The following is an 11759-nucleotide window of genomic DNA, read 5'->3' as shown; positions in this document are numbered from 1 at the left end:
AAAATGGAAATTTAATACTTTTTACCGACTTTTAAATAATTTTGGGCGATAATTATTATTATTTTTTAATATAGGAAAAAAATGAAAACTTTAACCATAATTGATACTTTTGGCTTTTTCTTTAGGCTTTTTTATGCTTTAAAGGGTTTGAAAAATTCAAAAGGCGAACCTAGTAATATGATAAGCGGTTTTGCTAATTTTATTTATAGTTTGAAAAATGAACATCCTAGTGATATGATTATTTTTGCTCTTGATAGCAAAGGAAAAACTTTTAGAAGTGAAATTGATCCAAATTATAAAATCAACCGCACTCCACCTCCACCTGATTTATTAACTCAAATTCCAATTTGCATTCAAATGATAGAAAAAATGGGTTTTTCAAGTTTTTCTTGCGAAGGATATGAGGCTGATGATATCATCGCATCTTTGGTTAAAGAGTGTGAAAATAAGGATATTTTTATAAGAATTATTACTCAAGATAAAGATTTGTATCAACTTATAAAAGATGATAAAGTTAGTATTTATAGTCCTATTTCAAAAAATGATTATGATGAAGCAGGGTGTTTAGAAAAATATGGGGTAAAACCTAGCCAAATAAGAGATTTTTTAGCTCTATGTGGAGATAGTTCAGATAATATCCCAGGTGTAAAAGGAATTGGTGCTAAGGGAGCTAAGAATTTACTTGATGAGTTTGAAAGCATTGAGGGAATCTATGAAAACTTAACACTAGTGCGTAATGAAAGAAGTCGTAATTTATTGCTTGAGGGCAAAGAAAATGCCTTTTTGAGCAAAAAACTTGCTTCTTTGTATGAAAATTTAGATGTAAAAGATATGCTTTTAAATTGTGAGTATCCAAAAGATGAGCCTTTGCTTAAGATTATGGATATTTTAGAGTGTTATGAATTAAATGCTTTGTTAAAAAAACTACGTACTAATCCTACTAATAAAGATAAAAATTTAGGATTTAATGCAAGATTAATCTTAGATGAGAAAGAATTATTTGAAATTTTAGAAAAAATTGATGATCAAAGCATTGTTGCTTTTGACACTGAAACTACGGGCTTAGATACTAAAGAAGCTAAGATAGTAGGGTTTAGTTTTTGTTTTCATGAAAGTGAAGCCTTTTATGTACCACTTGCACATGATTATTTAGGTGTTTGTAAGCAAATTTCTATGCAAGTGGCTAAAAAAGGTATAGAAAAAATATATCAAAGCATGGTTATAGGACATAATCTTAAATATGATTTTGAGATTATAAAAAACAATTTTAATTTACTTCCTCCAAAAAATTATGCTGATACTATGATACTTGCATGGCTTAAAGAGCCAAGTTTGCGTGTAAATATGGATGATTTAGCAAAAAGATTGTTTGATTATGAGACTTTGCATTTTGAAGACTTGGTAAAAAAAAGAGAAAGCTTTGCAGGAGTGGATGTAGAAAAAGCTTGTAAATATGCAGCCGAGGATGCTTATGTTACTTTAAGATTTTATTTGTATTTTTTAAAAAATTTAGAAAAGCCTTTGTTTGAGCTTGCGCAAAAAAGTGAGTTTGAATTTATCAAAGTGCTTATTATGATGGAAAATAATGGCATTAAACTTGATACTCAAAAGCTTGAAAGCTTAATGCAAAGTTTTAATCAAGATATAAAAATACTTAGTGAAAAAATATATGATTTAGCAGGTGAAAAATTTAATATTAATTCTCCTAAACAAGTAGGGGATATTTTATTTGAAAAACTAAAGCTACCAAGTGGTAAAAAAAGCAAAACAGGGTATTCTACCGATGAAAAGGTTTTAAATGCTATTTTAGATGAACATCCGATTGTGAGAGAAATTTTAGCTTATAGAGAGCTTGCTAAATTAGTTTCCACTTATTGTGAACCTTTGTTGAAATTAGCTAAAAAAGATGAAAACTCAAGAATTTATTCAAGCTTTTTACAAACAGGAACAGCCACGGGACGCCTTTCATCAAAAGATCCAAATTTGCAAAATATCCCTGCGCATGGTCAATATGCTAAAGATTATAAATCTTGTTTTGTAGCAAAAGAAGGATTTAGTTTTATCTCGCTTGATTATTCACAAATTGAGCTTAGAATGCTAGCGCATTTTAGTGAAGATGAGAAATTATTAGAAGCGTTTTCAAACGATGAGGATATTCATGCAAAAACTGCTATTATGATTTTTAATCATAGTGATTATGAGACAAGAAGTATTGCTAAAAGTATAAATTTTGGTCTTATTTATGGTATGGGTTATAAGACTTTGAGTCAAAATTTAAAAATAGAAGCAAAGTTGGCTAAAGAATATATTGAAAAATATTTTGAGAATTTTACTAGCATTAAAACCTATTTTGAAAAGGTAAAAAATGAAGCTAAGCAAAATGGTTTTATAAAGACTTTGCTAGGTCGTAAGCGTTATTTTGACTTTGAAAATGCAAAGCCTATGCATGTGGCGATGTATGAAAGAGAGGGTATTAACTCTACACTTCAAGGCTCTGCTGCCGATATAATAAAACTTGCAATGATAGAAATTGCAAAAGATTTAGATGAGAACAAACGCTTGATTTTACAAATTCATGATGAGCTTATTTTTGAAGTAAAAGATGAACTTTGTGAGGAATTTGCAAAAAATGCTAGTGATATTATGGAAAATATTGTAAAATTAAAAGTTAAATTAAAAACTTCATCAAATATTGCCAAAAATTGGGGCGCATTAAAATAAGGAGAATAATTAATGGATCTTTCAACCATACTTGGGATGGTATTAGCTGTTGTTAGTATTTCTGTGGGGGATATTTTAGAGGGTGGTAACCCTTTACATGTTTTGCACTTAAGTTCATTTTTGATCGTGGTTCCAACTGCGGCTTTTTGTGCGATGACAGCAACTCATAAAAAATTTGTTAAAGCAGCTTATAAAGAATTAAAACTCGCCTTTAAAGGTGCGGGGGTAAATTTAAGTCAAAGGATAGCTGAGCTTGTAGAATACTCTATCATAGCAAGAAGAGATGGGCTTTTGGCTTTAGAGTCAAAAACTAATGAAATTGATAATGAGTTTTTAAAAGAAACCATGATGATGATGGTTGATGGTAAGAGCGTAGAAGAGATTAAAGAAAGCATGGAAATCCAAATAGAAGAAATGGAAGAATATTACAAAGAAACGGCAGAATACTGGATCCGTTTTGGTGAGACTTGTCCTACTATGGGACTTGTTGGTGCGGTTATGGGGCTTATGCTTGCTTTGCAACTTTTAGATGATCCTCAAGCTATGGCAGCAGGTATTGCAGGAGCATTTACTGCAACGGTAACTGGAATTTTTGGTGCTTATGCTTTATTTGGACCTTGGGGTCATAAAATCAAAGCTAATGCTCATGAGCTCATTAAAGAAAGGATAGTTATCTCGCATGCTATAGTAAGTATTGCAGAGGGAGCTAACCCTAGAGATTTAGAGGCTAAATTGTTTAATTACCTTGGACAAGGTGAGCCTAGAATTTCTCAATTTGATAAGTAAGAGTTAAAAATGGGAAAAAAACATAAATGTCCAGAATGTCCAGCAGGTGAAAAATGGGCTGTGCCTTATGCAGACTTTTTAAGTTTGCTTTTGGCGCTTTTTATTGCTCTTTGGGCGATTTCTGAAAGTAACCCCGCTAAAACTGAGGCTTTAAAAACTGAATTTGTTAAAATTTTTGAATTTACTGCTTCAAATCCTTTGGAAAAAGAAAGTGAAGTGCATAATAAATACAGTGCACCATCTAATGCAAATGTTGAAGAGCTTGAAAAGCTTAAAAAATTAAGTATCACCCAACAAGAAAATATAGAAAAATTAAAAGCAGCATTAGATCAAAGAGAAAATAATATAGTTTTAAATTTGCCTGCAAGGGTTGAATTTGCTAGGGGTAGTACACAAATTGATTCAGCTGATGTGCAAGATTTTCTAAAACGTATTAGTGAAGTTTTAAAAAGAATGCCAAAACAAGCTCAAATAGAACTCAGAGGTTATACTGATGCAAGTGATAAAGATCCTAAAAGAAATTTTGATTTAGCAAGTAAAAGAGCTCAAGTTGTGGCTGATTATTTGATTGCTAGAGGAATTAATCCAGCTCAACTTATAGTGGTTAGTTTTGGTGAAAATTATCCTTTGAGTGCAAACAAAGAAGATGAAATAAACAATAGAGTTGAATTTTATATCCGCGTAGATTCTTCAGATAATCAAACTAGAAAGTCAGTATTAGATCAAATTGGAGCTTTTAATAACAAATAAGTTTTTACTTATTTGTTATTTTCTCCACCAAAACGAAGCAATGCTGAACCCCAAGTGAAACCACCACCAAAAGCATCAAGCAATATTAATGAACCTTGTTTTAAACGACCTTGTTCGTAAGCATCATTCATTGCCATAGGAATTGAAGCGGCTGAGGTATTGCCATATTTTTGAACAGTAACTACGCATTGTTCGTCTTTGAAGTTTAATTTTTCTTGTACGGCCTTGATAATTCTTAAATTAGCTTGATGAGGTATAAAAAGATCAATTTCTTCGCTTTTTATATCGTTTTTTGCAAGAATTTCAATAACATCATTACTTAGGGTATTCACAGCGATTTTAAATACTTCATTCCCCTTCATTTGCATGGAAAGTGGAGAGCAGATACTACTTTTTTGAGCTCTTTGAGTCATTAATAAATCTCCAAATTCCCCATCACTTGCAGTATGAGTATCTATAATAGGAAAATTATCATCTAATGACACAACCCCAGCCCCAGCTCCATCACCAAATAGCACGCAAATACTTCTATCAGTATAATCCATAATAGAACTAATTTTTTCAGCTCCTATGATTAATACATTTTTTTTAGTACCACTTTCAACCATAGATTTTGCAAGCTCTAAAAGATAAATAAATCCTGAGCATGCGGCAGAAATATCAAAAGCGGTGATATTTTTTAAGCCCAAATTATGAGCGATTTTACATGCAGTTGATGGCATGGTAAAATAATCAGGGCTTAAAGTAGCTACGATGATCGCATCTATATCTTGAGGATTTAAATTAGCTCTTTGTATGGCTTTAATAGCTGCTTTAGTACCAAGATCGCTTGTATTCTCATCATCATTTGCTATGTGTCTTTGTTCTATACCAGTTCTTCTTAATATCCATTCATTACTAGTTTGAACCATTTTTTCTAAGTCAAAATTACTCAGAGTTTTTGTAGGGATATAAGAAGCTATGCTTTTTAAGGAAGCTTTAGTTGATTTCATAATTAGAAAGTTCTTTTTCTATAGTTTGATTTATATTTGATTGTGTGAAATTTAATGCTTGAAAAATAGCATTTTTTATAGCTTTTGGACCACTTTTTCCATGACTTATAATGACACATTCTTTTACACCCAAAAGCGGAGCTCCACCGTATTCTTCATAGTCAATATGAGTTTTTAGTTCATTAAAAGCTGGTTTTGCTAAAAGATAGCCTAGTTTTGCTAAAAAAGATTTTTGAATTTCTTGTTTTAGAAGCTTTGTGATAACACTTGCTACACCTTCGCCGGTTTTAAGTAAAATATTCCCATTAAATCCATCACATACTAATACATCTATAGTACCATTAAAGATATCTCTACCTTCGGCATTTCCGACAAAATTTGGAAGTTGCTTTAAGAGTTGATGAGTTTCTTTGGTAAGCTCATTTCCCTTACATTCTTCTTCGCCATTTGATAGTAAAGCAACTCTAGGTTTGGCAATTTTTAAAATCTCTTTAGCATAGGCTTCACCCATAATAGCAAATTGAAATAAATGCTCACTTTTACAATCAACATTTGCTCCAACATCTAGTACAAGTGTTCTTGAATGGATATTTGGCATTAAAGTAGCAATTGCAGGTCTAGCAATATTTGCTAATCTTCCAAGCCTTAATGTAGCTAAACTCATAGTAGCTCCACTATGCCCAGCAGAAACAACAGCTTTTGCTTTTTGATTTCTTACTAAATCAATGGCTTTGTAAATAGTACTATCTTTTCTTTTTAGTGCATCTGTGGAATTTTCATCCATAGCAAACACATCAAAAGCTTCTTCGTATTCTATGTATGAGTTTAATTCTTGAGGAATCAAGGTTTTTAGTTTTTGAGGATCCCCTACCAAGATAGCTTTAAATTCACGCTCTTTTAGAGCTTGAATCACACCTTCTATAATAGGTTTTTCCCCAAAATCACCACCCATTGCATCAATAGCAATGCTTGTCATCGTTATTAATATTCCTTAGTTACTGGATTTACACGGTGAGGCATTTTATAGCTACCATCTTTGTCTTTTATAGGCATAGGTAAGGTAACTTTATAATGAGTTCTGCGTTTTGCTGCACGAGTTTTACTCACTCTTCTCTTAGGTACTGCCATTTTTTACTCCTTTATTAATTTAAACATTTATTACAATAAAAATAATCACTTAAATAAGATTGTAACTCACTTGTGGCAAGTTCTATTAAATCTATATGAGAGTCAAAAAACTCCATAGTATCACTTAAAGTATTATTTTCATCTTTAAAAATTCCATCGCTTGCAAAAAGCTCTATATTTTGATCGATTTCAAGCTCCATTTCATCGCCACATCGATCACAGTTTCTATAAGTAAATCCTTTGAAATTAGCTTTTATTTTTGCTAATTTTGGATTAACTTTTGTAATAGTTCCTTCAAAAACTATATTATCAAGATCTAGCTTAAAAGGATAAGCCACAGAGCTAAGTTTTGCAAAGGCAATTTTCATTATAAAATTTCAGTTTTTGAAAAGAAAAATTCTATTTCAATTTTTGCATTTTCTAAGCTATCACTTCCATGAACCGCATTTGCATCAATACTATCTGCAAAATCTGCTCTAATAGTACCAGGAGCTGCTTCTTTTGGATTTGTAGCACCCATTAATTCTCTGTTTTTTAACACTGCATTTTCGCCTTCTAAAACAGAAACCACAACCGGACCGCTGATCATAAATTCAACTAAATCTTTAAAAAAAGGTCTGTCTTTGTGTACAGCATAAAATTCTTGCGCTTCTTTTTCTGAAAGCTGTATTTTTTTTGTTGCTGCTATTCTTAGACCATTGTTTTCAAAGCGTGTTAAAATTTGACCAATAACACCTTTTTTTACTGCATCAGGTTTAATAATAGAAAGTGTTTTTTCCAAAATCGTCCCCTTAATTTAAATAAGTTTTATATTTATAAAAGAGCTAATTATACCAAAAAATGCTTTAAATTTATATAAAAGTTTAGAGTTATTGAAGGGTTTGTAAGTAACTTGAAATCAAGATACTTACATTAAATTTATTAAGCAAATACTGGAGTTGAACCGTCTCTTAAATCACTACCGATGTTATCACGACTTGGTTGACCACCTACTACATCACTCCATACAATACAACCATCAGTTGGGCAAGCACTTGCACAGGCTGGTTGATCATTGTGTCCTACACATTCAACACATTTATCTGCATAAACATAATATCTGTCTTCGCCCTCAGGATTATTTGCATCATCTACGATCGCGCTTACTGGGCATTCATCTATACAAGAACCACATGCTATACAAATATCAGTAATTTTAACTGCCATTTTTTACTCCTTAATATTAATGTTGAATGCAAGATTATCAAAATTGTGTTAATTTTATTCTTAAAATCTATTAATTTTGATAATAAAATTAAATTATGGATAATTTTACACAATTAATAAATTTTTAAATTTACAAATGATATTATTTTGTTACAAATAAAATTTATTAATTAGGAGATAAAAAATGATAGTTACTAAAAAAGCTATTGATTTTACAGCACCAGCTGTATTAGGAAATAACCAAATAATTGAAGATTTTAATCTTTATAAAAATATAGGACCAAAAGGCGCGGTAGTATTTTTCTATCCAAAAGACTTTACTTTTGTTTGCCCATCTGAAATCATTGCTTTTGATAAAAGATATCAAGATTTTAAAGATAGAGGTATTGAAGTAATCGGCGTATCTTGCGATAATGAATTTTCTCACTTTGCATGGAAAAATATGCCAGTAAATCAAGGTGGTATAGGTCAAGTTAAATTTCCTTTAGTAGCTGATTTAACTAAACAAATTGCTAGAAATTTTGATGTTTTATTTGAAGAGGCAGTTGCTTTAAGAGGTTCTTTCTTACTTGATGCTGATGGAACAATTCGTCATGCAGTGATCAATGACTTACCACTTGGAAGAAACATTGATGAGATGATTAGAATGGTTGATACTATGTTATTTACTAATGAACATGGTGAAGTTTGCCCAGCTGGCTGGAACAAAGGTGATGAGGGTATGAAAGCTGACCCTAAAGGTGTTGCTGATTATCTAAGCAAAAACGAAGGTAAACTATAAAAACTAAAAGCCTGCTTATGTAGGCTTTTAATATTTTATTTATTCTACTCATTTATTTTTATATTTAATACTTTTAAAATTTAAAATCAAAATTTTTAACAAATAAAATAGTTTAAATTTGTTGATACTTGTGGATTAAATGCTATAATTTTGCTTTAAAAATTTAAAGGTTTTTTATGGCTGCTGATGATCAAGAAAAAACAGAAGAACCCACGTCCAAGAAAATAGAAGATGCTCGTAAAGAGGGCAATGTCCCAAAAAGCCAAGATGCATCTGCTGTGGCTGTGCTTGTTATAGCTGTGGTTGTGGTGTTATTTATGTTGCCTTTTATAGGTGAGAGAATTAGTGGTTTATATAGGTTTTATCAAAGCTTTATAGGTATAGAACTTGATTTAAAAATCTTGCAAAAAATTATTATAAAAACTATGATAGAAATGTTTATTATGGTTTTACCTATTACTTTAACGATTATGGTTGCAGGTGTGCTTGGAAATTTAATGCAATTTGGTTTTATTTTTACCACCAAGCCCATCACTCCAAATTTTAACAAAATTAACCCTATTAATGGTCTTAAAAATCTTTTTTCTTTGAAAAAAATCATTGAAGCTTTAAAAATTACTCTTAAAGTTGGAGTGGTTTTTGGAATAGCTTTTATTTTTTTACTACAATTTATGAAAGAGCTTCCTAGAGTAGAGCTTTATACGATTTATCCTCAGCTTTTGTGGCTTAGGGATAAGGCTATTATACTTGCGGCTATTGTGATTATAGCTTTTTTAATTATTGGGCTTTTAGATGTGCTTTTGGTAAGGTATCAGTACTTTAAAAATTTACGCATGAGCAAACAAGAAATCAAAGATGAATACAAACAAAGCGAAGGAGATCCTTTAGTAAAAGGAAGAATTCGTCGTTTGCAAATGGAAGCAGCAAGACGCAGAATGGTGCAAGATGTCGCTAGTGCTGATGTGGTGATTACTAACCCTACTCACTATGCGGTTGCTTTGCGTTATGATAGCTCTAAAGAAGCTGCACCAAAAGTTTTAGCTAAAGGAGTGGACTTTTTAGCTTTGCGTATAAAAGATATGGCATATGAATATAATGTGATGATTTATGAAAATCCTCCTTTAGCAAGAGAACTTTATAAAGCATGTGAGGTAAATGATCTTATTCCACCAGAGCTTTTTAAAGCAGTGGCGGAAGTTTTAAGCTTTGTCTATACTTCTAATAGACAAAAATTTGCTGATAGATTAAAATAAATTTAGCTTTTTAATCAAGCTTATAATAGTCATAGTTATAGAAAGAGTGTAAATACCCAAAAGTGCTATACGGTGAGATTTGAGGTTGATTTTTTCCATGATTTTAATTCCAAGATAAACCCCTAGCATAGAGCTAAGTCCTACTAAGCTTCCATTTTGTAAGACTTCTTTATCAATAATGTCATTATATACAAAGGAACTAATTCCTGAAATGGAAGCAAAAATCACAAAAAATAAGCTAAGCGGCACTACTTTTTTAGTATCATAGCCTAAAAAATAAGCCAAAATAGGGGTGATTAAAAGCCCACCGCCAATCCCTAAAGATATGGCAAAAATTCCTGTAAATACACCACAAATTAGCAAAATAGAATTTTTTAAGATGTTAGAGTGGTTGATATTTCCAATGGTGCTTTTTTGATTAAAAGCAAATTTTAAAAAAAATACAATACTCACGCATAGAAAAATACTTGTTAAGGTTATATCTGAAAAATATGAGAGCAAAAGCCCACTAAACATCGCACCTAAAAAGCCTCCAAAGCCTATGATAAGACCATCTTTTAAGATTAAATTTTTCTTTTTATAGTTTAAATAGGAGCCAAAAATAGAAGCAAAAATCATTTGTACAACAGAAATTGCAACAGCATGGTGAGAGCTAAGTCCTAAAGTAAGCATGAAAGGAACGATAATCATACCACCACCTATGCCAAAAACCCCTGAAGCCATACCCGAAAAAATCCCTATAATCATATAGGGAAGTAAAGTTAAATCCATAATCTATACGCTTTAATCAAAAAAATATTGAGTAAATTCTTCGCCATATTTTTGTTCTAATATCTTATAAGTGTTGCTAATATTGTTTTTAAATTCTTGTGTTTTCCATGCATTAAATGTTAGAGCATTATTTTCGTATAATTCAAAAAATTTTTGCTTGTGTTTTTCATCTAATTCATCAAGGTAAATTTTATCATTCAAAGATTTTTTAAAATACAACATTAAAGCTTCATCTAAATATTTTAAAACCATAAATACAAAAATCATAATCGGCTGTCGTCTAAGAAATTCTGTACTTTGCTTAAAATCATGAACTAATTGTTGTTTGTGCTGGCGAACTAAAGTACAAGGATGGTTTTTTTCGTTTTTGTAAAATAGGTCAAGAAACGCACACTCTCGCACACCTAAAAAATCTCCATCAAAATTAACTATAGGAAAATAAGGATAAATTTTACAAATTAAAGGTCTGATACAATGAGGACGACATAGTCCTTTAGATGAACATTTGAGAAAATATATTTTTATTTTCTTTTTGTTATCTAGTGTAAAAATTTTTTCTTTAAAATTTAAAAATGTTTTATCTGAGAAATTATTTATCGATTGAAATTCTGGTTCCAGCAAAGGTATGATAACATCATCTTGATTGAGAAATTTAAAATTATCCGCATGAAAATTTTTACAACAATAACCATCACAAGTAGTGTAGCATTCCTTAAAAAAAATAAATTCTGTTTCTTGTATTTTTTTAAAAAAATTATTTTTTTTACTCATGGTAAATTACTTTGTACATATAATTTCTATTAATTTTATAGTCTGTGTTTGATTATTAAAAGTTTTTGTTAAATAATCAATTTGTATATCATTAAATTTGATGTTATTTTGTTTTAAAGCACTTAAAAATATTTCTTGTGTTATAGGTGTAGGTACTAAAACTTTATCATAAAAATCATTATTAGTACTAAAGATATATAATTTTCCATTGTCTTTTAATGCTATATTGCAAAATAATAAAATTTTTTGGATATTTATTATATCATTACATTCTAAAACACCGCAAGCATAAATTAAATCAAATTTAGAGTGATATTTTTCCATGTTTATTTTAGCAATATCTTCACAAAATACATTGTAGTTTTGCTTTTTTAAGTGTTCTATGGCTTCTTGAGAAAAATCTGTACCGATAGGATCGTATCCTTCTTGTTTTAAAAATTTTAGATTATTTCCCCAACCACATCCTATTTCAAGTATATTGATATTTTCTAAATTTTTGTTTATAAAATTTCTATAAAAGAAACTAACAAAATTTTCATTAGGATATAAAGTGCATTTTGAGCGTTCTTTATAAATTTTTTCCCAAAGTTCATTATTCAT

At 30.5% G+C, this 11759-nt stretch carries 14 protein-coding genes; 5 read left to right on the top strand and 9 right to left on the bottom strand.

The features are described 5' to 3' along the window. Positions 1–81 precede the first annotated feature (81 nt). Genes polA through motB form a run of 3 tightly spaced genes read left to right on the top strand, consistent with a single transcriptional unit; the run spans position 82 to position 4257 of the window. Positions 82–2721 (top strand): DNA polymerase I, encoded by a 2640-nt coding sequence (gene polA / locus L8V77_RS03375; protein ID WP_263706697.1) that lies wholly within the window; start codon positions 82–84, stop codon positions 2719–2721. Between the two features lie 12 nt (positions 2722–2733). Beyond that, positions 2734–3507 (top strand): flagellar motor stator protein MotA, encoded by a 774-nt coding sequence (motA, locus tag L8V77_RS03370; protein ID WP_039619177.1) that lies wholly within the window; start codon positions 2734–2736, stop codon positions 3505–3507. A gap of 9 nt (positions 3508–3516) precedes the next feature. Next, positions 3517–4257, top strand: coding sequence for a flagellar motor protein MotB (motB, locus tag L8V77_RS03365; RefSeq protein ID WP_263679464.1), 741 nt, complete (start codon positions 3517–3519; stop codon positions 4255–4257). An 8-nt stretch (positions 4258–4265) separates the two neighbouring features. Here the strand turns inward: motB and L8V77_RS03360 are convergent, their stop codons facing one another. The 6 genes from L8V77_RS03360 to L8V77_RS03335 form a co-directional block, all read right to left on the bottom strand. Then, entirely contained in the window at positions 4266–5249 is a 984-nt protein-coding gene (locus L8V77_RS03360; protein ID WP_263706696.1) for a beta-ketoacyl-ACP synthase III, read from the bottom strand. Beyond that, positions 5236–6225, bottom strand: coding sequence for a phosphate acyltransferase PlsX (gene plsX / locus L8V77_RS03355; protein ID WP_263663938.1), 990 nt, complete (start codon positions 6223–6225; stop codon positions 5236–5238). The genes L8V77_RS03360 and plsX overlap by 14 nt, the downstream gene beginning before the upstream one ends. 5 nt (positions 6226–6230) lie before the next feature. Then, positions 6231–6377 carry a 50S ribosomal protein L32 gene (rpmF, locus tag L8V77_RS03350; protein ID WP_012662034.1) on the bottom strand — a complete coding sequence of 49 codons (147 nt, stop codon included), beginning with the start codon at positions 6375–6377 and terminating at the stop codon, positions 6231–6233. Positions 6378–6391: 14 nt separating this feature from the next. Next, complete coding sequence (locus L8V77_RS03345) at positions 6392–6745, bottom strand: hypothetical protein (protein ID WP_173786823.1); 354 nt, start codon at positions 6743–6745, stop codon at positions 6392–6394. Next, complete coding sequence (ndk, locus tag L8V77_RS03340; RefSeq protein ID WP_173786824.1) at positions 6745–7158, bottom strand: nucleoside-diphosphate kinase; 414 nt, start codon at positions 7156–7158, stop codon at positions 6745–6747. Before ndk ends, L8V77_RS03345 begins: the two co-directional genes overlap by 1 nt. Before the next feature lie 140 nt (positions 7159–7298). After that, positions 7299–7583 carry a DUF362 domain-containing protein gene (locus L8V77_RS03335; protein ID WP_173786825.1) on the bottom strand — a complete coding sequence of 95 codons (285 nt, stop codon included), beginning with the start codon at positions 7581–7583 and terminating at the stop codon, positions 7299–7301. 184 nt (positions 7584–7767) lie between these two features. On the opposite strand from L8V77_RS03335, the gene L8V77_RS03330 reads away from it, so the two are divergent. Next, complete coding sequence (locus tag L8V77_RS03330; RefSeq protein WP_263706694.1) at positions 7768–8364, top strand: peroxiredoxin; 597 nt, start codon at positions 7768–7770, stop codon at positions 8362–8364. Positions 8365–8540: 176 nt separating this feature from the next. Then, positions 8541–9617, top strand: coding sequence for a flagellar biosynthesis protein FlhB (gene flhB, locus L8V77_RS03325; RefSeq protein WP_039628948.1), 1077 nt, complete (start codon positions 8541–8543; stop codon positions 9615–9617). On the opposite strand, the gene L8V77_RS03320 is transcribed toward flhB, so the two are convergent. Genes L8V77_RS03320 through L8V77_RS03310 form a run of 3 tightly spaced genes read right to left on the bottom strand, consistent with a single transcriptional unit; the run spans position 9609 to position 11759 of the window. Continuing rightward, a complete protein-coding gene (locus L8V77_RS03320; RefSeq protein ID WP_214118291.1) occupies positions 9609–10388 on the bottom strand; it encodes a sulfite exporter TauE/SafE family protein in 780 nt (259 codons plus the stop codon). The two genes, flhB and L8V77_RS03320, sit on opposite strands and share 9 nt — an antisense overlap. A gap of 12 nt (positions 10389–10400) precedes the next feature. Next, entirely contained in the window at positions 10401–11159 is a 759-nt protein-coding gene (locus L8V77_RS03315) for a hypothetical protein (protein WP_263706692.1), read from the bottom strand. A 6-nt stretch (positions 11160–11165) separates the two neighbouring features. Beyond that, a complete protein-coding gene (locus tag L8V77_RS03310; RefSeq protein WP_263706690.1) occupies positions 11166–11759 on the bottom strand; it encodes a class I SAM-dependent methyltransferase in 594 nt (197 codons plus the stop codon).

Origin of the sequence: Campylobacter sp. IFREMER_LSEM_CL2127 (assembly GCF_025771745.1) — a bacterium.
In the GTDB taxonomy this organism is placed as follows: Bacteria; Campylobacterota; Campylobacteria; order Campylobacterales; family Campylobacteraceae; genus Campylobacter_D.
The sequence above is the reverse complement of the archived record's forward strand: the minus strand, read 5'-3'. Positions and strand labels throughout refer to the sequence as shown.